This window comes from Stenotrophomonas sp. YJH_SMC_101-4, assembly GCF_059370395.1.
On the sequence record NZ_JCAFTP010000004.1, the window covers coordinates 472,993 to 498,054 of the forward strand.

Sequence of the window (25,062 nt, forward strand, 5' to 3'; positions counted from 1 at the left end):
GCTCAGTCGGTGCCGGCCTGCGGATCGAATGCCCAGCCATCGCCGACCGTCTGCAGCGTCCAGCGACGGGTGCCGCGCAGTGGCTGCCAGCGCACGCTGTCCTTGTCGTTGTCGATGCTGCCTTCGACGCGCCTTACCTTGCGCGTGGAGAAGTTCACGCTCAGCGATTCGGTCTTTCCGGAATTGCGCATCACCGAATCCTGGTCGTAGCCGATCAGCGCGAACGCGCCGTCCTGCCAGCGGAAAGTGAAGGCGGTGGTACCCATCGACCAGCTTCCGGCGCTGGCGAATGAAAACAGCGCGACCTTCAACGTGCCACGCTGGATGCTGACACCCCCTTCTTCAAGCGGATCGCTCATCACCGGGTTCTCCGGGCGCGGAATCAGCTGATGGTCCTGCACCGCCAGCACATAGCCGGTTGGCCGTGACCACGCCACGGCGAGAATGCGCGGGTTGCTGTCATGCGGGGACGGGCCGAAGCCGTCGTGTTCGATGACGTTGCGCGGGTCCTGCTGGCGCAGTACCAGGACCAGATCAGCGCGGCCATCCTGGTCGAGATCGCCTTCGATGCTGGATTCAAGCGTCCAGCCGTTGGGCACGAAGCCGGCGGCAGTGGCAGCCTGTGCCGGCAGCGTCGGGTACTGCACCGGCGGCAGGTCCAGCGCATGGGCCGCGCACGGCAGGGTGCTCAGCAGTGCAGCAAGGGTGTACGGGCGCATCGGGGCCTCCATGGCAGAGGCCAGAGGATAGCGCCCAAGCGATGATCAGCGTGCGTGTGGCTTCAACCGCAGGTAGACCTGCTTGCGCACCTGGGCGACCACCTCGCCACTCTCATCGATCACGTCGTTGCTGAACCAGCGCAGCACCTTCTCGCCACTGGCCGCTTCGGCGCGCAGTTCGTCCAGCAGCGCGTCGTCGATGCGGAACGACGTCCGCACGATGCCACGGCCCGGCTTGAGGAAGTCGATGGCGCCGGCGCGGTCCCACACGTAGTAGTCGCGGCCGAGGATGTGCAGCAGGCTGAGCATCCAGAACGGATCGGTCATCGCGAACAGGCTGCCACCGAAGTGGGTACCGACGTAGTTGCGGTTCCATGGTCGCAGGCGCAGTTCGACATCGATCTGCCGGTAGTCCGGCGTGATGCGGGTGACGTGGATGCCGGTGAACAGGAACGGCGGCCAGAGATTGATACCGAAGCGGAACAGGCGGGCGTTCATGCGGATCCGGGAGCGCAGGGCGAGGCGCCCAGTCTAACCATTCGCATGCGTATGTTGCACCCAGGGCGGCGAGGGTCATGCCTCGCCGTCGATCACATACCCGTCGCGGCCGTTGGCCTTGGCCTGGTACAACGCGGTGTCGGCGCCTTCGACGAAATGGTGCGGTTGCAGCGTGCCGTCGGGTACGCGGGTGAACACGCCGATGGTGAGGGTGACGCCTGCTTCGCCGCCGTCACCGGGCGCCGGCAGTGCACGCACGCAGGCGATCAGGTCCTCGATGACCTGGCGTGCGCCTTCGGCCGGGGTATCCGGCAGCACCAGTGCGAACTCATCGCCACCGTAGCGCGCGGCCATGTCGCGTGGACGTCGCGCATGTGCACCGATCAGGCGCGCGACATCGCGCAGCACGCGGTCACCGACCTGATGCCCGTGGCGGTCGTTGTGGCGCTTGAAATGGTCAACGTCGATCAGCGCGAGGCTCAGGGATTTGCCACTGCGTCGCGCGGCATCGCATTCCTGTTGCAGCGACTGCTCGAAACGCAGGCGATTGCCGAGACCGGTCAGCGCATCGCGATTGGCCAGGCGGTGCCAGGCCGAGACTCGCCAGATCGCCCAGGCCAGCAGCACCAGCAGGATGCCCAGCATTGCGCTGGCCGGTGCCCACCACAGGTCACCGGCGCGCAACAGCAACCAGCTCAGCAGCGGTGGAAGCGGCAGCGAGCACAGCGCAGCAAGCCATGGCAGGCGCAGGCCGAGCAGGATCACGCACAGCGCCACCAGCACGCCGCTGATGGCGTGCTGCCAGAGGCGGGGCAGCAGATCGATCTGCTTGTGCTGCAGCAGCATCGACGCGATGTTGGCCTGGTACTCACTGCCGCTCATCCAGAACTCGCGGGTGGTCGGGGTCAGCAGCCGCGGTGCGATGCCGCTGGCGGTCATGCCTACCACGATGCGGCGACCATGCAGCATCGCCATGTCCACGTGACCATCCAGCACGTCGGCATAGGACACCTGTGGCAGGCGCTCGGGCGGCCCGGCATAGCGCACGCGCACGTAGTCGTTGCGCCGCCATTGGTAGGGCGAACCGATCTGCGGATCAGGGTCGGGCAGGCCGTGCACCGCGCCCGGCGGCAGGGCGGCCAGCGCCAGGCCCAGTGCCGGCCAGTGAGCCTGGCCGATGCCCGCATGCAGATACACACCGCGCGCGACGCCATCGCCATCCACTTCCACGTCGGTATGGCCGATCGCCGCGGCACTGGCCGCGATCTGCGGAATCGGCAGCATTTCCTCGGCCATGCGGTCGCCGGCGGCCGGCGCCGCGAGTACCGGCAGCACCACCCGGCCATTGCGGCGGATCGCTGCGGCCAGTTCATCGTCCTGGCGGCTGTCGCGTCGATCAGGTTCGGACAGCATCAGGTCCAGTGCGACGCGCTCGGCACCGGCGTCGGTCAGCCGGTCCAGCAGGCGGGCATGGATCGAGCGGGGCCAGGGCCATTGGCCGATGCGCTGCAGGCTGCCCTCGTCGATGGCCACGATCAGCACGCTGGGGTCGGGGCGGTAGTCCCAGTTGCCGACCATGGCGTCATAGGCGGCTTCGTCCTGCCGCCACAGCCACTGGCCCTGGCTGGCGATCACCGTCAGTACGCCGGCCAGCAGTGCCAGCAGGATCCGTTTCGACCACGGCAGCGGCGAGCGCCTCATAACAACAGCAACAGCAGCAGGGCGCCACCACCGGCGCCGTAGCACAGGCGGCAGGGCAGCTTGATCTGCTGGGCCGGTGAGTACTCGCCCGCATGACCGTCGTCGTCGATGTACTGCACACGCACATGCAGGGTGCCGCTCCACGGCCGCTTGAAGCTGACCTGCGGCTCGCTCACGGTCTGGTCGACCAGGGGCGTCCTGAAGTCGCCACGACGGTCCACCTGCACCCGGTACTGCTGGCCTTCGCTGCCGGCCTGCCAGCGCAGGGTCAGCTCGCCATGCGCGGCTTCAGGCGGCTGCAGGGCAGGGTCGACCGGTTCATTGCTCAGTTGCAGGGGCAGGGCCTGGCCGTAACGGCCCTGGTGGCCGTTGCCATCGCGCGACGCCACCCGCCAGAAGTACTCGCCGGGCGGCAGCGGCTGCGCCAGGCGCAGGTCGGTGCCTTGGGTGCTCTGTTCCTGCAGCGGCTGCACGAAGCTCGGCTCGGCGGCGATCTGCAGCACGCTGCTGCGCGCGCCCGGCGCTTGGCTCCAACGGAAGCGCGGGCGGTCGCTGTTGACGGTCTGCCCATGCAGGGGGGTCACGGTGAGCGGCGGCGGGGGCTGGTCGCTGAGTTCGAAATCGGCGCTGGCGTCGAGGCCTTCCACGCCCTGCGCATCCACGGCGCGCAACAGGATGCGCAACTGGCCGGGGGGCAGGTCACCGATCGCCAGCCGGGTGTCGGCAGTGGTGGCGGCAAACAGCAGGATTTCCGGCGTCGCTGCCTGCACCACTTCCACACGGTAGCGCGCGGCGCCGTCGACGGGGTCCCAGGCGAGCAGGGTCGGCAGGGGCGCCAGGCGCACATCGTCGCTGCGCAGCTGCGGCGCGGGAAGAAGGGCGGAGACAGCGTCCGGTGCGGCATCGGCGCTGATGCTGCGGCTGGCCTGTCCAGGCTGGACCATGCGTTTGCCGTGGGTGTTGCCGACCTGCACCTTGCCCTGCAGTACCTCGGTGGCAGCGACGTGGCCGGTGTCACCGGCGCTGACCCGGAATACGGTACCGCGCACGCTGCTGGTCGCCGTAGGTGCATCGATGATGTAGCGCGAGGCCGGGCCACGGGCAGGTGTCACCCGGTTGCTCGCGCGGCCCTGCTGCAGGCGCAGGCGGGTATCGACCATGCCGGTGTGGCCGTAGCGGCTGAGCTGGTCCAGGCGCAGCCGGGAATACTCGCGCAGCTGCAGGCGCGAGGCGTCGGCGAATTCAAGCGTGACGCTGGAGTCGCCTTCGGTCTGCACGGTGTCACCAATGCGAAGTTGTTCCCCGGCGAGTATCGCGCGCGTGGCGCTGCCATCGGCGCCGGACAATTCGACCTTGCCGCGCACCGACAGCACGCGGGCAGGTGCCGGTTCGATGCGCAGCCAGCTGATCGGGAAGCGCAGCAGCTGGCCCGGCGGCAGCTGGTAGGGGTTGTCGATGCGGTTGTGCTGTTGCAGCTGCTGCCAGCGCACCGAGGGCTTGAGGTACAGGCCTCCCAGATCCCACAGGGTATCGCCGGGACGGACCCGGTAGTTCCAGTCCTGGGCGGCGGCGATGGCCGGCAGGAAGAGAAGAGCGCAGAGCAGCGCGCCCTGGAAGCGCATGGCGAACGACAGCGAGCGGACGAAGGTCACAGTTTGCAATCCCGGCAATGCGGGGGCGCAGCTGCAAGACCCCATGGCCCCGACCTCATCCCCCCGAACGGATCGTGGCGGCCGTACGGCCGCCATCCCGCGCATTATTGCCCGCGTTCAGTGCAGGGATTCTGAACGAAGTGGGTTTCCGTTCAGAACAGCAGGGAGGCCATCCGGCGGCGGTACTGGCCGACCAGGTCCTCGTCGGAGATCACATTGAAGGCGTCGATCAGGGCCTTGCGCGGCAGTCCGTCCTCGAACGTGCGGTCGATCCGCAGCATTTCCAGGAACTGGGCCAGCGCGGCTTCGTCGTGGCCACCGAGCAGCAGCTGTACGCCGCGCAGGTGGCGTGCCTTGAGGTCCTTGCCATCGGTGGCGATGCGGGCGTCCAGCACTTCAGCGGCCGGGGCGTCCTTCAGGGCCGAGGCGAAGGCCAGCCGGGCGCGTGCACGCACAGCCCGGTCGTCGGTGGACAGGTTGGCGGGCAGGCCGTCAATCAGCAGGCTGGCTTCATCGACGCCGCCGATCTGCAGCAGGGCCAGCGCCAGGTCGAGTTTCAGCTCGTCCTTGTCCGGCTCGGCGGCGATCTGCGCGCGCAGTACGTCTACCTGCGCCTGCGGGTCCAGCGGGGCTTCATCTTCGGCGACGGCGTCGCCGATGTCGGCCGGCACGATGCCGTGCTGGGCCAGGAACTCACGCAGTTGGCCTTCCGGGATGGCCCCCGGGAAGCCGTCCACCAGCTGGCCGCCCTTGACCAGGAACACGGTCGGCACCGAGCGGATCTGGAAGGCGGCGGCGATCTGCTGTTCCTTGTCAACGTCGACCTTGGCCAGTTCGAAGGCGCCGTTGTACTCGGCAGCCAGCTTTTCCAGCATCGGCCCCAGGGTCTTGCACGGCCCGCACCAGGTGGCCCAGAAGTCGACCAGCACCGGCGTCTGCAGCGACTTCTGCAGGACTTCGGCCTCGAAGGTCGCAGTGGTGGCGTCGAATACGTAGGTCGTCTCGGTCATGGGGGGAAGCATCGTTTGGCGTCTGGAGACCGATTCTATGGTGACGATCGATGCCGGTCTCAACCCGGGTTGTAGTAAATGCCTGACAATGCAGGCTTCCTGTCGCCGTTCTTTCCGGAGCCTGCATGTCGTCCCTGTCCCCGTTGCTGCGCCTGTCCGGCCTGTCCGGCCTGGTCGCCGCGCTGCTGTTCGTGCTGGCGGTGCTCGGTTTCGGTGCCGGCCTGGACGGCTACGCGCAGGCCCGCCACCCGGTAGCGCTGCTGGGGGCACAGGGGGTGCCGCATGCGCTGGCCTTCAATCTGCTGGGCTTCGTGCTGCCGGGGCTGCTTGCGGTGGTTGTGGCCGAGTGCCTGCGCCGCAGGCTGCCGGCAACCGCCGGCTGGGCGCCGCGGGTGGGCAGCCAGATGCTGCTGCTGGCCGGGTTGGCGTTCGCCGCGATGGGGTTGCTGCCGCTGGATGTGGACGACCTGCACGGGCCGGCCAGCCAGCTGCATGCCAGCGCCTGGATGATCTGGGTGCTGGGTTTTGTCGCCGGGACCTTGTTGCTGGGCACGTCGCAGGTGCGCCAGGCGCATGGGCGCGCGCTGGGCGCCGTGGCGCTCGCCTGTGGCGTGCTGGCCGCGCTGGCGGCGTTTGCCCTGCAGGGCGTGCTGCCGGCGCCGCTGGCACAACGGCTTGCGTTCGCCTGCTGGGCGGCTTGGCTGGTCCTGGCCCTGCCGTTGTCGCGGCCACGCTGAGACTGGCCGCGGGCGCTGGCGGAGCCTGCCTTGAGCCGGCAGGATTGGAGACGTTTGCCGCACTGCGGTACGCTGTACCGCTTTGCCGCCGCAACCGCGTGTTCCATGACCAGCGCTGAAACCAACGCCTACGACCCGCAGCAGGTTGAATCCGCCGCCCAGCAGTACTGGGACGCCACCCGTGCCTTCGAAGTCGACGAGACTTCGGACAAGCCGAAGTACTACTGCCTGTCGATGCTTCCGTACCCGTCCGGTGCGCTGCACATGGGCCATGTGCGCAATTACACGATTGGCGACGTGATCAGCCGCTACAAGCGCATGACGGGTCATAACGTGCTGCAGCCGATGGGCTGGGACGCGTTCGGCTTGCCGGCGGAAAACGCCGCGATCAAGAACAAGACCGCGCCGGCGGCGTGGACCTACAAGAACATCGACCACATGCGCAGCCAGCTGAAGTCGCTGGGCTATGCCATCGACTGGTCGCGCGAGTTCGCCACCTGCCGCCCGGACTATTACGTCCACGAGCAGCGCATGTTCACCCGCCTGATGCGCAAGGGCCTGGCCTACCGCCGCAACGCGGTGGTGAACTGGGATCCGGTCGACCAGACCGTGCTGGCCAACGAGCAGGTCATCGATGGCCGCGGCTGGCGCTCCGGCGCCCTGGTCGAGAAGCGCGAGATCCCGCAGTGGTTCCTGCGCATCACCGATTACGCCCAGGAACTGCTGGACGGCCTGGACGAGCTGGACGGCTGGCCGGAATCGGTCAAGACCATGCAGCGCAACTGGATCGGCCGTTCCGAGGGCCTGGAAATCCAGTTCGACGTGCGTGATGTAGACGGCGGCATGCTGGATCCGCTGCGCGTGTTCACCACCCGCCCGGACACGGTGATGGGCGTGACCTTCGTGTCGATCGCCGCCGAACATCCGCTGGCGCTGCATGCGGCGAAGAACAACCCGGAACTGGCCGCGATGCTGGCCGACCTGAAGCAGGGCGGTGTGTCCGAGGCCGAGCTGGAAACCCAGGAAAAGCGCGGCATGGACACCGGCCTGCGTGCGCTGCATCCGGTCACCGGCGAGCCGGTACCGGTGTGGGTCGCCAACTTCGTGCTGATGGGCTACGGCACCGGTGCGGTGATGGCCGTGCCGGGGCATGACCAGCGCGACAACGAAGTGGCCAACAAGTATGGCCTGCCGATCAAGCAGGTGATCGCGCTGAAGGATGCGCGCACCGAAGAAGAGCGCACCTGGGATGGCAGCCGCTGGCAGGACTGGTACAGCGACAAGAGCCGTGCCTTCGAGCTGGTCAACTCGGCCGAGTTCGATGGCCTGGATTTCCAGGGCGCCTTCGAAGCCCTGGCCGAACGATTCGAGCGCAAGGCCCAGGGCCAGCGCCGCGTCAACTACCGCCTGCGCGACTGGGGCGTGAGTCGCCAGCGCTACTGGGGCTGCCCGATTCCGGTGATCTACTGCGCCAAGTGCGGTGCGGTGCCGGTGCCGGAAGAACAGCTGCCGGTGGTGCTGCCGGAGGACGTGGCGTTCTCGGGTACCGGTTCGCCGATCAAGACCGATCCGGAATGGCGCAAGACCACCTGCCCGGACTGCGGCGGTGCGGCCGAGCGCGAGACCGATACCTTCGACACCTTCATGGAGTCGAGCTGGTACTACGCCCGTTACACCTCGCCGGGTGCCCGTGACGCCGTCGACAAGCGCGGCAACTACTGGCTGCCGGTGGACCAGTACATCGGTGGCATCGAGCACGCGATCCTGCACCTGATGTATTTCCGTTTCTACCACAAGCTGCTGCGCGACGCGCGGATGGTGGACAGCAACGAACCGGCGCGCAACCTGCTGTGCCAGGGCATGGTGATTGCCGAGACCTACTACCGCCCGAACCCGGACGGCTCGAAGGACTGGATCAACCCGGCCGACGTGGAAGTGCAGCGTGACGAGCGCGGCCGCATCACCGGCGCCACCCTGATCGCCGACGGCCAGCCGGTGGTGGTCGGTGGCACCGAGAAGATGTCCAAGTCGAAGAACAACGGCGTGGACCCGCAGGCGATGGTCGACAAGTACGGCGCCGACACCGTGCGCCTGTTCTCGATGTTCGCCGCGCCGCCGGAACAGTCGCTGGAGTGGAACGAAGCCGGCGTGGATGGCATGGCCCGCTTCCTGCGCCGCCTGTGGGCCCAGGTGCAGAAGCATGCTGCCGACGGTGCCGCTCCGGCACTGGATGTTGCAGCACTGGATGCCAACCAGAAGGCACTGCGCCGCAAGACCCACGAGACCATCGGCAAGGTCGGTGACGACTATGGCCGCCGCCACAGCTTCAACACCGCCATTGCCGCGGTGATGGAACTGATGAACGCGCTGGCCAGGTTCGAGGACGGCAGTGCGCAGGGGCGTGCGGTGCGCCAGGAAGCGCTGCAGGCCGTCGTGCTGTTGCTCAACCCGATCACCCCGCATGCCAGCCATGCCCTGTGGCAGGTGCTGGGCCACGGCGAGACCCTGCTGGAAGACCAGCCGTTCCCGCAGGCCGATGCCGGCGCGCTGGTGCGCGACGCGCTGACCCTGGCCGTGCAGGTCAACGGCAAGCTGCGTGGCACCATCGACGTGGCGGCCGACGCCGCGCGCGAGCAGGTCGAGGCACTGGCCCTGGCCGAGCCCAACGCGGCCAAGTTCATGGAAGGCCTGACGGTGCGCAAGATCATCATCGTGCCCGGCAAGATCGTGAACATCGTCGCCGCCTGATGTACCCCGCACCGGCCACCCGTGTGGTGGCCGGTGCCATTCCGGTGCAGGGCCAGGCGTTTGATGGCCCTGCATTCACGCGGCTTCGGGCACGCTGTGTGTTGCCGTGATCGCCCGGCTCCGCCAGACTGTCTCCATGACCCGAATCCTGCTTGCCCTCGTTCTTGTCCTCGGCCTTGCCGGCTGCGGTTTCCATCTGCGCAACAAGCTGATGCTGCCGACCGACACGGCACCGGTGAAGGTGGTTTCCACTGCGCCGTACAGCGAACTGGTCAAGCTGCTCAACCGCAGCCTGCTGGCCTCCGGCGCCAGGCTGGCCGATGAGGACAGCAAGGAACCCAGTACCCAGCTGCAGGTGCTGTCCGAACGCTGGGGCGACCTGCCGATCGCCATCGACTCGCAGGGCCGTGCGCAGGAATACAGCCTGCGCTACGCGGTGATCTTCATTTTCCGTCGCGAAGACGGCAGCGAGCTGGTGCCGCAGCAGGTGATCGAGCTGTCGCGCGACTACGTGTCGCCACCGACCGACGCCACCGGTACCACCACCGAACGTGAAATCCTGGCCAATGAACTGCGCCGGGAAATGTCCGCCTCGATCATCCGCCGCATCGACAGCGTGGTGCGTGCCGAGATCGAGAAGGGCGGCAGCCTGTCGGCGCCGAAGGACAAGCCGGTTGAAGGTGCGGAGCCGGCCGAACCGGTCCCCGCAGCCAAGCACTGAGCCGCGACGATGGAACTGCGTCCGGAGCAGCTGGCCAGCCAGGGCGCTGATACCGCGCTGGCGCCGGCCTACCTGATTGCCGGCCCGGAAACCCTGCGCGTGCTTGAGGCGGCCGACGCCATCCGCGCGCGCGCGCGCGCCGCCGGCATCGGCGAGCGGGAAGTGTTCGACGCCGATGGCCGTGATTTCGACTGGAACCAGCTCGACGCCAGCTTCAACGCGCCCAGCCTGTTCAGCGCCCGCCGCCTGGTCGAGGTGCGCCTGCCCAGCGGCAAGCCGGGCAAGGACGGGGCCGAGGTGATCAGCCAGTTCTGCGCCAATCCGGCGCCGGACGTGGTGCTGATGATTACCGCCAACGAATGGAGCAAGGCCCACCAGGGCAAGTGGGCCGAGGCGGTCAACCGCATCGGCGTGCTGTCGGTGGCGTGGGCGATCAAGCCGCACGAATTGCCGGACTGGATCGAGCGCCGCCTGCGTGGCAAGGGCCTGCGCGCGGACCCGGCCGCCGTGCAGCGCCTGGCCGAGCGGGTGGAAGGCAATCTGCTGGCTGCCGCCCAGGAAATCGACAAGCTGGCGCTGTTGGCCGACGGCCAGCCGCTGGACGTGGAACGGATGGAATCGCTGGTGGCCGACGCCGCGCGCTATGACGTGTTCCGGCTGGTGGAGGCGACGTTCTCCGGGCAACCGCCGGCGGTGCTGCGCATGCTGGCCGGCCTGCGCGGCGAGGGTGAGGCGGTCGCTGCACTGATGCCGATGGTGATCCGCGAACTGCTGGCTGGTGCAGGCCTGGCCCGGGTGCAGGCCCGTGGCGGTAACCTGGCCGCCGAGATGAAATCGCGCGGCATCTGGGAATCGCGGCAGGCGCCGTACAAGCGCGCGCTGCAGCGGCATCCGGAAAGCAAGCGCTGGGAGCGCTTCGTGGCCGAAGCCGGGCTGGTCGACCGCATCGCCAAGGGGCGCGCCGACGGTGATGCCTGGCTGGCGCTGGAGCGCCTGCTGGTGGCCGTGGCCGAACCGCGTGCCGTGCGCCTGCTGGCGCGGGCCTGAGCAATGAGCCTGCGGATCTACTACGGGGGCACCTTTGATCCGGTGCACCTCGGGCACCTGGCGATCGCGCGGGCTGCCCGTGACGAACTGCAGGTTGCCGTGCGCATGCTGCCGGCCGCCGATCCGCCGCACCGGGCCGTGCCAGGCGCCACGGCCGAGCAGCGCTGCACCATGCTGTCGCTGGCCATCGGCGACGAACCGGGTCTGCTGCTGGACCGTCGCGAGCTGGACCGTGCAGCGCGTTTCCCCGGTCGGCCGTCCTACACCGTGGACACCCTGCGCGAGCTGCGTGGCGAGCTGGGTCCGAGCCGGCCGCTGGCCTGGCTGGTCGGCGCCGACAGCCTGCTTGGCCTGTCCCGCTGGCACGAGTGGGAGGCGCTGTTCGGGCTGGCTCATTTCGTGGTGGCGGAGCGCCCGGGCAGCCCGTTGCAGGCTGCGGTGGATGGCGAGCTGGGCCGGGCGCTGGAAGGGCGCTGGGCCGACACCGAGCAGGCCCTGTTCGCCAGCCCGGCCGGGCGCATCCTGCGCCTGCATCATCCGCTGCGCGAGGAATCGGCCAGCGCCGTGCGTTCGCAGATCGCCGGCGGTGGCCCCTGGCGCGCCCTGCTGCCACCCGGCGTGGCGGACTATGTGGCTGCACACGGGCTGTACCGCCCGGCCAGGCCGTGAATGGCGCAGCGGCGCCATCCCCGTATAATCGCCCCCACGTTTATCGAGTCGATCCACTTTGAGCAACCAGACCCAGCCCCAGACCATCAAGGTCGATCTGCCCAGCCCGCCGCCGTCCGTGCCGGAACTGCTGGCCAGCGTCCGCCAAGCCACCGAAGACCTGAAGGCCAAGGACCTGGTCGAGATCGACGTGCGCGGCCGGTCCAGCGTTGCCGACTACATGATTGTTGTTTCGGGCACCTCGACCCGCCACGTCAAGTCGATTGCCGATGAAGTGGTGCGCTTCGCCAAGAACATCGACGTGATGCCGCTGGGCGTGGAAGGCGAGCGTGAAGCCGAGTGGGTGCTGGTCGATCTGGGCGACGTGATCGTCCATGTGATGCTGCCGCGCGTGCGTGAGTTCTACGCCCTCGAGCGCCTGTGGACCGTCGGCGACCAGCCGCCGTCCAGCGACGACGAAGTGGCTTGAGCCACGCGTTGATGCATCCCTTCGACGGCGCCGATGGCGCCGTCGACGTTTTGGAGGACCGTTGATGAAAGCCCGCCTGATCGCCACCGGTGAACGCGCCCCCAGCTGGGTGGCGCAGGGCTTCGCCGAGTACCAGAAGCGGCTGTCGCACTGGCTGCCGTTCGAGCTGGTGGAAATCGAGCCCGGCCTGCGCGGCAAAGGCCGTGATCCGCGCCGCGCCACTGAAGATGAAGGCAAGCGGGTGATCGCTGCGCTGCCGAAGAATGCCTATGTAGTGGCGCTGGATGTGCCGGGTCGCCAGCTCAGTTCCGAACAGCTGGCACAGCGCCTGGAACACTGGCGCGGGCAGGGCAGGGACCTGGCGTTCCTGATCGGTGGCCCGGAAGGGCATTCGCCGGAAGTCTCCGCGCTGGCCGACGAGAAGTGGTCGATCGGACCGCTGACGCTGCCACACATGCTGGTACGCCTGGTGGTGGCCGAGCAGCTGTATCGGGCTGCCGCAATGATCGCCAATCACCCCTACCATCGCGCGTGAAGAATGGTTATACTAGTCGTCTGCCCGAATAGCTCAGCCGGTTAGAGCACTTGACTGTTAATCAGGGGGTCGTTGGTTCGAGTCCAACTTCGGGCGCCACCTTGAGAAACCTGCATCGCGAGATGCAGGTTTTTTTTTGCGTCTTTGTGGAGTCGAGCTTGCTCGACTGCTGTTGTGGAGCCGAGCCGTGCTCGGCTGCCTGTGCGAAGCCGAGCGTGGGCTCGGCTCTACAGCGCCAGCGCTCCTCGCCAGAACGCCACCATCGTGGCGATCGCCACGATCAGGATCGCACCGAACAGCACCCATTCCCATCGCGTGAATACCTGTTCGCCGCGTTGGCGCCGGGTCAGTGCGAACAACACCACACCGGGCACGTACAGCAATACCGACAGCAGCAGGTTGTCCAGGCCACCGGCATACACCAGCCACAGCGCATACGCACTGGCCAGCAGTGCTACTCCGAAATCACGCCAGCGCACACCCGGCTCACCGGCATAGGCCTGCCCGCGCCAGGCCAGCTGCACGCCGAATGCCGTGGACAGGAAGTAGGGCACCAGGCTCATCGACGCGGCCAGCAGCACCAGCCCGGTGTAGCTGCCGGAACTGACCAGCACCAGCAGCAGGAACAACTGGATCAGGCCGTTGCTCAACCACAGTGCATTGGCCGGCACGCCGCGCGCGTTCTCACGGCCAAGGAAGGCGGGCATGGTGCCGTCACCTGCGGCGGCATAGAGCACTTCGGCGCACAGCAGCACCCAGGCCAACAATGCACCGAGAACGGAGATGATCGAGCCGATGATGATCACCGTCGCGCCCCATTCGCCGACAATGGCGCGCAGCACATAGGCCATCGACGGATTGGGCAGTCCGGCCAGTTCCGCCTGCGACAGCACGCCCATCGACAACAGGCTGACCAGCACCAGCAGCAGCCACACGCCAAGGAAGCCGATCACCGTGGCGCGACCCACGTCGGTGCGGCGTGCCGCGCGTCGCGAATAGATGCTGGCCCCTTCGATGCCGATGAACACCCACACGGTCACCAGCATCATGCCGCGCAGCTGCTGGCCAAGGTCGCCGAGTGCAGGCGTGCCGAGGAAATCGGCGCGGAACACGTCCATGCGGAACGCGCCGGTGGCCAGGATCAGGAACAGCGCGATCGGCAGCAGCTTGGCCACGGTCACCAGGCCGTTGACGATGGCTGCGGTGCGCAGGCCACGCAGCACCAACAGGTGCACCGTCCACAATAGCAATGACGATGCGGTCACGGCGGCCGGGGTATTGCCTTCGCCGAACACGGGCATGAAGTGGCCGAGGCCACTGAAGATCAGCACGAAGAAGCTGGCGTTGCCAAGCACCGAGGCAACCCAGTAACCCCACGCAGCGGAGAAGCCGATGTAATTGCCGAAGCCTTCGCGCGCGTATGCGTAGATGCCGGTATCGAGATCAGGCCGGCGGTTGGCCAGCGCCTGGAACACGAAGGCCAGCATCAGCATGCCCGCGCCGCTCACCGCCCAGCCGATCAGCGCGGCGGCCGGACCGGCGCTGCGCGCTACGTTCTGCGGCAATGAAAAGATACCGGCGCCGACCATCGAGCCGACCACCAGTGCAGTCAACGCGGGCAGGCCCAAGCGCTGCGATGTCGCGGCCATGGAGATCCCCTGCGGCGGTGATGCCGCGTGCACACGGTAGCCTTGTGCCCGTGAACATGCCTGCAAGGGGCAGAACGGCGAAGGCCCGGGCAGCTGCCCGGGCCTTCGAAGTTGCGTTGAAGCGTGTTGCCTGTATTACTTGAAAGTGTACTTGGCACCGACGGTGAAGTAACGACCGATGGCACCACTGAAGTGCATCGGGTTGTAGTTCACGCCGCCATAGGTCAGCGGATCCAGCGGAGCAATTCGGTCGAAGACGTTCTCGACCGAAGCATTCAGCTCGAACGCTTCGGTGATTGCCCAACGGCCGGAAAGGTCGAAGGTGGTGAACGAAGAGATCTTCTTCACCGGCGATCCATCGGCATAGAAGAACTGGTACTTGCCGCCGCGCTTGTCAGTGTTTTCCATGCTGGAGATGTAGTTGGCCACGCCGCTGACACTCCACGGGCCCTGCTTCCAGGTGGTACCGAAGTTGATGCGGTCCTTCGGCGTGCCGATGCAGTTGGTCACGTCGCAGTTGCCGTGCGTGCCCAGGAAGTCATCGGTGCTGGTACCGCTGGTGCGCTCGAACTTCAGCAGGTGGCTCCACTGCAGATCCATCTCCAGCTGGCCCGGGCCGATGTCGAAGGTCTGGCGGATGTCGGTGTCGATACCGCGAACGCGCGAGGAACTGGCGTTGATGTAGGCGGTGTTGACGGCCAGGATGCTGCCGGTACCGGCGACGCCGTTGAGCAGGTTGTTGTCGCGCAGGACATTGCCAGCCCGGATCGCATCATCGGTATCGCCCTGGGCGATCTCGTTGGTGCGTTTGATTTCCCAGGCATCGACGGTCAACGAGGTGGAGCGGGTGGGCTGCAGCACGATACCCACCGAGTAGCTCTTCGACTCTTCCGGCTTCAGGTCCTTGTTCGGGCGGGTGATGATCGCAACCGACTGCGAGCCGCAGTCGTCCGGCGAAGCACCCGGGGCCGGGTTTTCACCGTCCGGGCAACGGATCGGATCCGAGGCAGTGGAGAAGGCGGCCAGGCCACCATCGCCGTTCTCGGCCGGGTTCGGCGCGCGGAAGCCTTCGGCGTAGCTGGCGCGCAGGGCGATCCAGTCGGCCGGCGTCCACTTCACACCCAGCTTCGGCGTGGCCTTGCCTTCACCGCTCTCATACTTGTCGTAGCGCAGTGCAGCGGACAGTTCCAACTGCTCCAGCACCGGTGCCGACAGTTCGACGTAACCGGCGTACACGTTCTGCGTGCCGTCATAGGCCGAGTAGCCCAGGCCGATGATGTCACCCGTGTCGGTGTAGGTCTGCGGGGTCAGGCTGTTGCTGGTCTTGCGCCACTCGGTACCGATCGCCAGGCCCAGCGGGCCACCCTTCAGGTCCATCAGGCTGCGCGACACGGTGAAGTCGAACATGTCCAGGCTGGACTTGGCACGTGCGCTGATCTTCGGCGAGATGTAGTCGTACAGCGCCTGGGAGTTCAGGTTGGCGTTGTCGCCGATGCGCCATACGCCACCGGCACAGTTCGGGTTGCCCAGTGCACACTGGACGGCGCTGTAACGCAGGAAGCCGGTGCGCTCGTTGACCAGGTCGGTGCCCGAGTGCAGGTAGGCGGTGTCGTAGCTCCAGTCACCCCAGTTGCCCTTGACGCCGACCAGGAAGCGGTTGAATTCGTTGGTGTTGTCGGTCACGCGCGGACCGACATCCCACGCCGAATAGCGCAGGCGCGAGGCCTGGCCAGGAATCGGATTGTCCGGGTGGTTGGGCCCCAGCACCACGGCGCCCGGGCCGCTGTTGCCGTTGACCGGGCCGCCGGGATAACCCCAGCCGCCGGACGCGGCGGACGGGGTGTTGCTGAAGGTGGTTTCCTTCTTCGAGTAGCCGATCTCGGTGTAGATTTCGCCACCTTCACCGAACGCGAAGCTGGCGCGGCCGAACACATTGACGTACTTCTCTTCCGGCGAGATGTCGCGATACAGCTGTGCCGGATCCCACAGGCAGCCCTGCGCGGCGACCGAGGCGTCGGTCTGGCCACCGATGGTGGTCAGGCCCTGGCAGCCCGGCAGCGCGACGAGAGTGGCAGGATTTTTTTCGGTGACATTGCGGTCGTCGTACACCGAGCCGTTCGGACCAACGCCGCCGCGGGTCTTGCCGCTGAGGAAAGCGCCACCCAGGAACTGGGCATTGTTGCCATAGCCCCACTGGCGGGTGTCGCCGGTACCGATCCACTTGCGGTTCTTGCGGTCGCTGATCTTGATTGCGTCGCTCTTGCCGACATCCAGGCTGAAGAAGGCGTTCCATCCGTCGGTGGCCATGTCGCCGGTACCGGCGGTCAGGGTCGCTTTCTTGGTATCGCCATCGCTGTCGCCGGACAGGCCGTAGGAGCCGCGAAGGATCGCGCCCTGGAAGTCGCTGCGCAGGATGATGTTGACCACGCCAGCGATGGCGTCGGAGCCATAGATCGCCGAGGCGCCGTCCTTCAGCACTTCCACGCGTTCAACGGCGTCGAGCGGAATGGTGCTCAGGTCGGTGAAGACCTTCTGGCCGTCATCGGCCAAGCCGTAGGTGGCCATGCGGCGACCATTCAACAGGACAAGGGTTGAACCCGCGCCCAGGCCACGCAGCGAAATGCCGGCGCCACCGCCGGCGAAGCCGTTGCCGAACGATTTGGGAATCGAGCCGGCGCCATTGGCGGTGATGGTCTGCAGGTACTCGGCAACCGTGGTCTTGCCGGTGCGGTCGATTTCCTGGCGGGTCACCACCTGCACCGGGGACGGTGTTTCAGTGTTGGTGCGCGGGATGTTCGAGCCGGTGACCGTGATGCGGTCCAGGTTGGTGGCCTTCTCCTGCGCGAAAGCGGAGGTGGAAGCCACGGCGCCAACCAGCAGCAGGGTGCCGCCGGTAAGGATATGGGTGATGGACGATGCCAGGGTGGTGCGGCGGCGGCTGGCGGGCCGTTGGATCAGGTGTTTCACAGCTTCTCTCCTAACTGGAAAACCGTAGCGTTGAGGGCTGTCTCCGGTAGATTCCGGGACGGACCAATCTAGGTTTCCGGCAGGTGACGAAGTCGTGAATTTTTGCTTAATCAATAACAGTTGATCCGGTTCCGTCCGTACCCGCCCGGACGGAAGGGCCGGCCCGGCAGGTCGCCGGGCCGGCGATCACTTCAGTCCGGCAGCGAGAACTGCACCGGCACCATGCCGATGGCCGGCACGGCCACGCCATCACGCTGGGCCGGCTCGAAGCGCCAGTGCCTGAGCACCTGCTGGCGTGCAGCCTGGTCCAGGCTGCGCGAGCCACTGCTGCGCTCGATGCTGACCACCGCCGGCTGCCCGTGGGTGTCCACCTCTACCCGCAACAGCACCGTACCCTGCTCGCGGTTGCGCAGTGCCGCCAGCGGGTAGGCCGGTGGCGGGGCGCTGCGGTACTGCAGCTGGGCGCCAGCCAGTGGTGTGGCGGTATCGATGCTCGGTGCGAGCTGGGGCGGGGCCGGTTCGGCGGCCGGCAGTGCGATGCCCTGGGTTTCGTCCACGGTCGCGGTGGGGGCGGGCAGCGGCGGTACCACCGGCTGCGTCCGCGGTTTCGGCATCACCTGGACGATTTCTTTCGGCGGGATCGGAACCGGCGGCGTGGGCGGTGGCGGGATCTTCTCGATCAGCCTGACCGCAGTCTTGTCACGCGGGACCTGCACAGCCTGGTAGGTCGCCGGGATCAGCAGCAACAGGAAGGCCAGCAGATGCAGGGCGATGGCCGCGCTCCAGGCGGCAACGCGGGCGGGGTCGAAGTGCGGGGATGCAACGGGATACGTACGAACCATGGTCCACCTCCATGCCAGTGACGAAGTCCTCAACGCACCAGGGCCCGTGGCGGGGTTGCCGCACGCGGCTGGCAGTCCATCAGTAGCGCGACATGGCGGCTACTGCCTAGAGGCAGGGGGGCGATCGTTGGGCTGGCCTTCAGCCAGTGCCGGCTGCGGGCATGAAAAAAGGCGGATCCCCTGCGGGATCCGCCTTTGCCGGCAATGACGAACGGGATCAGCGACCGAGTTCGAACACCACGTCCAGGTTGACCGAGACCGTCGATTCACCTGGTGCGACCGGGGTGGCCTTGTCCATCGCCGCGCCGGCCGACATGGCCCGCATCATCGGCATCGGGCGGTAGCCGCCGCCGGCGTTCTCGGAAATGCTGACGATGCGGCGCACCTGCAGGCCCAGCGACTTCGCATAGGTCTGGGCGCGGGCCTGGGCCTTCTTCAGTGCAGCCAGGCGGGCTTCGTCATAGACCGGTTCCGGCTGGTCGATCTCGAAGCTGGGGCCATTGATCTGGTTGGCGCCCTGCGCAGCCAGTGCGTCCAGCACCTTGCCCAGCTTGGCGATGTCGCGCACCTTCAGGCTGACCGTGTTGCTGGCCTGGTAGCCGGTGATCTTCGGTGCTTCGTTGTCGGCATAGCGGTACTGCGGGTTGAGGCTGACGCCACTGGTCTGCACGTCGCGCTCGGCGATGCCGGCGGCCTTGATCGCAGCCAGTACCTTGTCCATCTGCTGGGCGTTCTGGCGCATGGCGCTGTTGCCATCGGCAGCCTGGGTGACCACACCGGCCGACAGGGTGGCCACGTCCGGCACGCGGGTCGCCTCGGCGTTGGCCGAGATGTTCAGCAGGGTGCCTTCGGCCGGAGCGGCGATCGACGGCGACGACGGGGCAGCATGGGCGGTCATCGAGGTTCCAAGGGCGAGGGACAGGGCGAGCAGCAGCGGGGTGGCGGTCAGGCGCATGGAGAACTCCTTGTTGTGCCGTTGAGGGTGGTGTCGTAGCGATGAACGCGCTGTGAGCCCGTTCGGGGTTGAGCGCGTTCCAGAACGGGTTGCCGACGATTCAGGTGGCAGCCTCAGGTTATGCTGTGCCGATGCTCTACCTTGCTTCCCGCTCCCCCCGACGCAACCAGCTGCTGGCCCGACTCGGACGCCCCTTCCAGGCCTTGGACCTGGAGGTCGTCGAGCAGCGCGCGCCCGCTGAAAGCGCCGAACAGTATGTCTGCCGGGTCGCCGCCGACAAGGCGCGCGCCGGCCTGGCCCGGGTGCTGGCCGATGACCCGCAGGCGCGGGTGCTCGGTTCGGACACCGAGGTGGTGCTGGACGGCGACGTGTTCGGAAAGCCCACCGACGCCGCCGATGCGCGGGCGATGCTGGCGCGTCTTGCCGGGCGTACCCATCAGGTGATGACCGCGGTGGTGGTGGTCGGCGCGGACGGGCTGGACAGCGAGCTGGTCATTTCCGAAGTGACCTTCGCCCCGATCGACGCCGCCGACATCGCCGCCTACGTGGCCACCGGCGAACCGCTGGACAAGGCGGGGGCCTACGCCATCCAGGGCGGGGCCGAGCGCTGGATCGAGCACCTGTCCGGGAGTTACTCCGGGGTGATGGGGCTGCCGTTGCTGCACACCGATCGTTTGCTGGCGCGCTGTGGCGTGCCGGCCCCCACTGCCGATGCCGCCAGGGAGGCTGCCGATGTCTGAGGAAATCCTGGTCAATGTGACCCCGCGCGAGACCCGGGTCGCGGTGATCGAAAATGGCATGCTGCAGGAACTGCACATCGAGCGCGGCTGGCGCCGGGGTGTGGTCGGCAACATCTACAAGGGCAAGGTACAGCGGGTGATGCCCGGCATGCAGGCGGCCTTCGTCGAAGTCGGGCTGGAGCGTGCCGCGTTCCTGCACGCCAACGACGTGGTGCGGCCGGCGCCGGTAGCCAGTGCCGACACCGAGAACACCACGCTGCCGCCGCCGTCCAGCGTGCCGATCGTCGAGCTGCTGCGCGACGGCCAGGACATCGTGGTGCAGGTGGTGAAGGATCCGATCGGCACCAAGGGCGCCCGCCTGACCACCCAGATCAGCATTCCCTCGCGCTACATGGTGCTGCTGCCGCAGTCCAAGGTGGTGGGCGTGTCGGCGCGCATCGAGGATGAAACCGAGCGTGCGCGCCTGAAGGCGCTGGTCACCGAACTGTCGGCGCAGCACGGGGGCTACGGCTACATCGTGCGTACCAATGCCGAGGGCCAGCCGGCCGAAGCCATCGCCGAGGACATCGCCTACCTGTCGCGCGTATGGAACGTGGTCGAGCGTCGTGGCCGCGAAGCGGCCTCGTGCAGCAACATCTATGAAGACCTGAGCCTGCCGCTGCGATCGGTACGCGACCTGATCCGCAAGGATGTGGACAAGGTGAAGGTGGACTCCAAGGAGACCTTCGCGCAGTTGCAGGCCTTTGTTGCCAAGTACATGCCGGTGCTGGCGGAGAAGATCGAGCTGTACAGCGGCGATCGCCCGATCTTCGACATGTTCGGGGTGGAGGACGAGATCGGCCGCGCGCTGGACAAGCAGGTGCCGCTGAAATCCGGTGGTTACCTGGTGATCGACCAGACCGAGGCGATGACCACCATCGACGTCAACACCGGTTCGTTCCTCGGCCAGCGCAACCTGGAAGAGACGGTGTTCCGCACCAACCTGGAAGCGGCACAGGCGGTGGCACGGCAGCTGCGCCTGCGCAACCTGGGCGGCATCATCATCATCGACTTCATCGACATGGATGATGCCGAGCACCGCCGCCAGGTATTGCGTACGCTGGAAAAGGCGCTGGCCCGTGACCATGCCAAGACCACGGTGTACGACTTCTCGCCGCTGGGCCTGGTGGAGATGACCCGCAAGCGCACGGTGGAAAGCCTGGAGCGCCAGCTGTCGGAAACCTGCCCGCAGTGCAGCGGCCGCGGCAGCATCAAGACCACCGAAACGGTGACCTACGAGATCTTCCGCGAGATCACCCGTGCCGTGCGCCAGTTCGATGCCGCGCGCCTGCTGGTGATCGCCTCGACCAAGGTGGTCGCGCGCATCACCGACGAGGAATCCGCGGCGGTGGCCGAGCTGGAGGAATTCCTCGGCAAGAGCATCCGCTTCCAGGCGGACGAGCAGTACCTGCAGGAGCAATTCGATGTTGTTCTGCTCTGATCCTCGCCGGCCGCAGGCCGGCGGTGGCCGATGAGCGCGCCGCCGCGCCTGCGACTGCGAAGGATCCGCCGTCATTTCATTGCCGCCTGCGCGGTGGGCCTGGTCGGGCTGGCACTGCTGGTGGGCACCCTCAGCCAGCTGCTGCCGCTGGCCGAGCGCCATCCCGACAGGATTGCCGCCTGGTTGAGTGAACGCGCCGGCCAGCCGGTGCGTTTCGACCAGCTGCAGACGGCCTGGACCCGGCGTGGTCCGCTGCTGCAGCTCAAGGGCCTGCGCATTGGCGCCGGCCAGGGCCTGGCGATCGGCGAGGCCGAGGTGCTGGTATCGATGTACAGCGGGCTGCTGCCCGGCCGCTCGTTGACCGAACTGCGCCTGCGTGGCCTGGCACTGGACCTGCAGCAGGGCGAGGACGGCCGCTGGTCGGTGCGTGGCCTGCCGCAGGCCGCCAATGGCGGGGACCCGCTGGATGCGCTGCGCCGTCTGGGCGAACTGCAGGTGATCGGGGGCCGCCTGGGCGTGCATGCGCCGGGGCTGGGGATCGATACCACGCTGCCACGCATCGACGTGCGCCTGCGGGTCAATGGCGACCGCCTGCGTGTAGGCGTGCGCGCCTGGGCCCAGGCCGAAGCGCTGCCGTTGACGGCGGTGCTGGACGTGGACCGCGTTCGCGGCAACGGCCAGGCCTGGCTGGGCGCCGATCCGGTCGATTTCCATGCCTGGTCGCCATTGCTGGCGGCCGGCGGTGTGCGCCTGCGCGAAGGGAAGGGCGAACTCAACCTGTGGCTGACCCTGCGCGATTTCGCGCCGGTGGCGGTGACCACCGATTCGGACCTGCGTGATGTCCGCATCGATGGCGCACCGATGCCCGCGATGGCGGCTCCGCAGCTGCAGCTGCAGCGGTTGCAGGCACGCCTGCGCTGGCAGCGCCAGGTCGACGGCTGGGCGTTGCAGGTGCCGCGCCTGCGCCTGAAAACCGAAGAAGGCGAGCAGCAGCTCGATGGCCTGCAGCTGCAGCTCGGCAAGCAGCTGCGGGTCAGTTCTGGCGAAGTGCAGGCCGGCATCGCGCTGCGTGCGCTGGCCCTGAGCGATCGTCTTGAACCGGGCCTGCGTCGCTGGCTGTTCCTGTCCAGGCCGCAGCTGGACGTGCGCGAGCTGCAGCTGGCGGGCGAACGCGATGGCCCGCTGTGGGCGCAGGGCGAACTGCAGTCGCTGGGCTTCGCCAGCGTGGGCAGTTCGCCCGGCCTGCGCGGCCTGGGCGGGCGCTTCGAAGGCGACGCGGATGGCTTCAGCCTGCAGCTGCAGCCGCAACGCCAGCTGCAGTTCGATTGGCCGACCGGCTTCGGCGTGCGCCACGATCTGCACCTGGCGGGCCAGGTGGTGGGCTGGCGCGATGAAGGCGGTGGCTGGCGCATCGGCACGGCAGCGATGCGCGTGGAAGGCACCGATTATGCGGCGGACGTGCGCGGTGGTGTCTGGTTCCAGGGCGACGGTACGCGGCCGTGGCTGCAGCTGGCGGCCAAGCTGGACGACGTGCCGATGACCGCGGCCAAGCGCTTCTGGATCCACTCCAAGATGAGCAAGGGCGCCACCGACTGGCTGGACATGGCGCTGGCCGGTGGGCAGGTGCGCAACGGCATCGGCCTGGTCAGTGGCGACCTGGACGACTGGCCGTTCGACAACAACGATGGCCGCTTCGAGGCGACCGGCCATATCACCAATGGTGACATCCGCTTCCAGCACGACTGGCCGTTGATGCGCCAGGTCGACGCCGATATCGCCTTCATCGGCCCCGGCTTCGACATGCACGGTCGCGGCGATCTGGCCGGCGTGGCGGTGCAGAAATTCGAGGCGGGCATCCAGGATTTCGGGCAGCAGCCGCTGTACGTGCGTGCCGATGCGCAGAGCGAGGCCGGCAGGCTGCTGGCCATGCTGCGGCAGAGCCCGCTGCACAAGGATTATGGCGACACCCTGGACAACCTCACCGCTGCGGGCCCGGCGCATGTGACCTTCGATCTGCTGCAGCCGCTGCACCACGATGAAGGTGGCGGCCACCTGCAGGGAACGGTCGATCTGGCCGGCGTGAAGCTGGTCGACAAGCGCTTCCAGCTCACCTTTGACAACATGCACGGGCAGGCGCGCTACAGCAACGGCGGTTTCGGCGCCGAGGAACTGGCGGTGCGCCACCTCGGCCAGGACGGTCGTCTGAGCCTGCGTGCCGGTGGCTACGTGCACGACAGCAAGCTGGCCTTTGAATCGCAGTTGTCGGCCAACCTCGATGCTGGCGTGCTGATCGACCGCGCGCCGGAAATGGCGTGGCTGAAGCCCTACATCGCCGGCACCTCGCCGTGGACCATCGCGGTCAATCTGCCCAAGGTCGCTCCGGGGGCGCCTGCGCCGCCCAGCGAGCTGCGGTTGAGCTCCGATCTGGTCGGGACCCGGCTGGACCTGCCGGCGCCGCTGGACAAACCGGCTGCCGAGCCGTTGGCGACCACCGTGGCTGCACAGCTGCCGATGGGGGCCGGCCGCATCGACGTGGCGTTCGGCCAGCGCCTGGCGCTGGCTGCGCGCAGCCACAACAACCAGACGGGTGTGCAGGTGACGCTGGGCAGCGACCATGCCGATCGCGAGCCGCCGCCGAGCGGACTGTCCGTGAATGGCCGCAGCCCGACCCTGGACGCGCTGGAGTGGATCGGCCTGGCCCGTGGTGGCAACGACGATGACGGCATGCCGCTGCGTGCGGTGGATGTGCAGGTCGGCAAGCTGATGCTGATCGGTGGCGTGTTCGAGCAGACCCGGTTGCAGCTGCGCCCGGGAGCGCAGGCACTGGATGTGCGCCTGGACGGCCCGTCGCTGGCCGGGCGCCTGACCGTCCCCAATGCAGACGGCGGCACCATCAGTGGCCAGCTCGACCGCGTGCACTGGCAGTCATTGCCGGCGGCTCCAGGTGCACCGGCCGCGCCGGCACGGGTACAGGCCGGCGCCAACGACATGGACCCGGCCAAGCTGCCGCCGTTCGCGCTGGACATCGCCGACCTGAAGTTCGGCAAGGTGGTGCTGGGCCAGGCGGTGCTGCGTACGCGGCCGCTGGCCAATGGCCTGAACGTGGATGAGCTGCGCTTCCGTGCGCCTGACCAGGAGATCGACATCAGCGGTCGCTGGCTGGGCCGCACCGGTGGTGCCCGCACCGAGCTGACCGCTCAGGTGCGCAGCGAGGATCTGGGCGGACTGATGCAGAACCTCGACTACGGCGGCCAGCTGCGTGGCGGTTCCGGCCAGGCGCAGCTGCAGGCCACGTGGAGTGGGGGGCCGTCGGACTTCCAGCTGGGCAACCTGCAGGGCCGCCTGGACCTGCACGCACGCAACGGCCAGCTGCTGGAGCTGGAACCCGGCGCCGGCCGCGTGCTGGGCCTGCTCAGCGTGACCCAGCTGCCGCGGCGCCTGATGTTCGACTTCCGCGACTTCTTCTCCAAGGGCTTCGCGTTCAACCAGATCGACGGCAGCATGCAGTTCGGCCAGGGCATGGCGCGCACAGACAAGGTGCTGATCGAAGGCCCGGCAGCCAACATCACCATCCGCGGCCAGGCCGACCTGCGCAACCAGCAGTTCGACCAGACCATCGACGTCAACCCGCGCGCAGGCAATCTGCTGACCGTGGTGGGGGCGGTGGCCGGTGGCCCGGTGGGGGCGGCGCTGGGCGCGGCCACCAATGCGGTATTGTCCAAACCATTGGGCGAGATTGGCGCCCGTACCTACAAGGTGACCGGTCCATGGAAGGAACCGAAGGTGGAAGTGATCGAGCGCAGCCGCGACAAGGCTCCGCCACCCGCGCCGGCACCGGCACCGGCCATTCCGCCGACCGTCACCGGCCTGCCGCGCGCGCGTTGAGCGCGGCTTTCCTGTTCACGGGGCTTGCCTGAGCGCCC

At 67.6% G+C, this 25,062-nt stretch carries 19 protein-coding genes and 1 tRNA gene; 11 read left to right on the forward strand and 9 right to left on the reverse strand.

What is annotated here, in order from left to right; all coding sequences use genetic code 11:
- Positions 1-2: 2 nt before the first annotated feature.
- The 5 genes from AC5P8D_RS16405 to trxA all read right to left on the reverse strand — a co-directional run bounded on the left by AC5P8D_RS16405 (position 3) and on the right by trxA (position 5,580).
- Positions 3-719 carry a hypothetical protein gene (locus AC5P8D_RS16405; RefSeq protein WP_010482927.1) on the reverse strand — a complete coding sequence of 239 codons (717 nt, stop codon included), beginning with the start codon at positions 717-719 and terminating at the stop codon, positions 3-5.
- Between the two features lie 45 nt (positions 720-764).
- Complete coding sequence (locus tag AC5P8D_RS16410) at positions 765-1,217, reverse strand: DUF4442 domain-containing protein (RefSeq protein WP_313124938.1); 453 nt, start codon at positions 1,215-1,217, stop codon at positions 765-767.
- Between the two features lie 75 nt (positions 1,218-1,292).
- Positions 1,293-2,918, reverse strand: coding sequence for a CHASE2 domain-containing protein (locus AC5P8D_RS16415; protein WP_010482931.1), 1,626 nt, complete (start codon positions 2,916-2,918; stop codon positions 1,293-1,295).
- Positions 2,915-4,615, reverse strand: coding sequence for a FecR domain-containing protein (locus AC5P8D_RS16420; protein WP_197598068.1), 1,701 nt, complete (start codon positions 4,613-4,615; stop codon positions 2,915-2,917). Before AC5P8D_RS16420 ends, AC5P8D_RS16415 begins: the two co-directional genes overlap by 4 nt.
- A 107-nt stretch (positions 4,616-4,722) precedes the next feature.
- Positions 4,723-5,580 carry a thioredoxin gene (gene trxA / locus AC5P8D_RS16425; RefSeq protein WP_019336992.1) on the reverse strand — a complete coding sequence of 286 codons (858 nt, stop codon included), beginning with the start codon at positions 5,578-5,580 and terminating at the stop codon, positions 4,723-4,725.
- A gap of 125 nt (positions 5,581-5,705) precedes the next feature.
- Between trxA and AC5P8D_RS16430 the strand changes: the two genes are divergently transcribed.
- The 8 genes from AC5P8D_RS16430 to AC5P8D_RS16465 all read left to right on the forward strand — a co-directional run bounded on the left by AC5P8D_RS16430 (position 5,706) and on the right by AC5P8D_RS16465 (position 12,605).
- Positions 5,706-6,317 carry a DUF998 domain-containing protein gene (locus tag AC5P8D_RS16430; RefSeq protein WP_049482177.1) on the forward strand — a complete coding sequence of 204 codons (612 nt, stop codon included), beginning with the start codon at positions 5,706-5,708 and terminating at the stop codon, positions 6,315-6,317.
- Positions 6,318-6,422: 105 nt separating this feature from the next.
- The gene (gene leuS, locus AC5P8D_RS16435) at positions 6,423-9,065 is read left to right on the forward strand and encodes a leucine--tRNA ligase (RefSeq protein WP_495203495.1); all 2,643 of its coding nucleotides are present in this window, start codon (positions 6,423-6,425) and stop codon (positions 9,063-9,065) included.
- A 136-nt stretch (positions 9,066-9,201) separates the two neighbouring features.
- Complete coding sequence (locus AC5P8D_RS16440; protein WP_010482940.1) at positions 9,202-9,786, forward strand: LPS-assembly lipoprotein LptE; 585 nt, start codon at positions 9,202-9,204, stop codon at positions 9,784-9,786.
- 9 nt (positions 9,787-9,795) lie between these two features.
- Positions 9,796-10,833, forward strand: coding sequence for a DNA polymerase III subunit delta (gene holA / locus AC5P8D_RS16445; RefSeq protein WP_010482943.1), 1,038 nt, complete (start codon positions 9,796-9,798; stop codon positions 10,831-10,833).
- 3 nt (positions 10,834-10,836) lie between these two features.
- Positions 10,837-11,502: a nicotinate-nucleotide adenylyltransferase gene (nadD, locus tag AC5P8D_RS16450; RefSeq protein WP_495203496.1), complete on the forward strand. Its 666-nt coding sequence runs from the start codon at positions 10,837-10,839 to the stop codon at positions 11,500-11,502.
- A gap of 58 nt (positions 11,503-11,560) precedes the next feature.
- On the forward strand, positions 11,561-11,971 hold the full coding sequence (rsfS, locus tag AC5P8D_RS16455; protein ID WP_005418109.1) for a ribosome silencing factor: 411 nt from the start codon (positions 11,561-11,563) through the stop codon (positions 11,969-11,971).
- 64 nt (positions 11,972-12,035) lie between these two features.
- Positions 12,036-12,506, forward strand: coding sequence for a 23S rRNA (pseudouridine(1915)-N(3))-methyltransferase RlmH (gene rlmH / locus AC5P8D_RS16460; protein WP_005418108.1), 471 nt, complete (start codon positions 12,036-12,038; stop codon positions 12,504-12,506).
- Positions 12,507-12,528: 22 nt separating this feature from the next.
- Positions 12,529-12,605, forward strand: a tRNA-Asn gene (locus AC5P8D_RS16465).
- Between the two features lie 128 nt (positions 12,606-12,733).
- Here AC5P8D_RS16465 and AC5P8D_RS16470 read toward each other — a convergent pair.
- The 4 genes from AC5P8D_RS16470 to AC5P8D_RS16485 all read right to left on the reverse strand — a co-directional run bounded on the left by AC5P8D_RS16470 (position 12,734) and on the right by AC5P8D_RS16485 (position 18,919).
- On the reverse strand, positions 12,734-14,155 hold the full coding sequence (locus AC5P8D_RS16470) for a basic amino acid/polyamine antiporter (RefSeq protein WP_495203497.1): 1,422 nt from the start codon (positions 14,153-14,155) through the stop codon (positions 12,734-12,736).
- Between the two features lie 135 nt (positions 14,156-14,290).
- Positions 14,291-17,122, reverse strand: coding sequence for a TonB-dependent receptor (locus AC5P8D_RS16475; RefSeq protein WP_159360424.1), 2,832 nt, complete (start codon positions 17,120-17,122; stop codon positions 14,291-14,293).
- Positions 17,123-17,313: 191 nt separating this feature from the next.
- On the reverse strand, positions 17,314-17,964 hold the full coding sequence (locus AC5P8D_RS16480) for an energy transducer TonB (RefSeq protein ID WP_414614543.1): 651 nt from the start codon (positions 17,962-17,964) through the stop codon (positions 17,314-17,316).
- A gap of 217 nt (positions 17,965-18,181) precedes the next feature.
- Positions 18,182-18,919 carry an SIMPL domain-containing protein gene (locus AC5P8D_RS16485; RefSeq protein ID WP_006382138.1) on the reverse strand — a complete coding sequence of 246 codons (738 nt, stop codon included), beginning with the start codon at positions 18,917-18,919 and terminating at the stop codon, positions 18,182-18,184.
- Positions 18,920-19,050: 131 nt separating this feature from the next.
- Between AC5P8D_RS16485 and AC5P8D_RS16490 the strand changes: the two genes are divergently transcribed.
- The 3 genes from AC5P8D_RS16490 to AC5P8D_RS16500 are packed head-to-tail and all read left to right on the forward strand — an operon-like array spanning position 19,051 to position 25,024.
- Positions 19,051-19,659, forward strand: a complete 609-nt coding sequence (locus AC5P8D_RS16490; protein ID WP_029379848.1) for a Maf family nucleotide pyrophosphatase — start codon at positions 19,051-19,053, stop codon at positions 19,657-19,659.
- Complete coding sequence (rng, locus tag AC5P8D_RS16495) at positions 19,652-21,139, forward strand: ribonuclease G (protein ID WP_010482960.1); 1,488 nt, start codon at positions 19,652-19,654, stop codon at positions 21,137-21,139. The genes AC5P8D_RS16490 and rng overlap by 8 nt, the downstream gene beginning before the upstream one ends.
- A 30-nt stretch (positions 21,140-21,169) precedes the next feature.
- Positions 21,170-25,024, forward strand: a complete 3,855-nt coding sequence (locus AC5P8D_RS16500) for a YhdP family protein (RefSeq protein WP_495203498.1) — start codon at positions 21,170-21,172, stop codon at positions 25,022-25,024.
- The last annotated feature ends 38 nt before the right edge of the window (positions 25,025-25,062 follow it).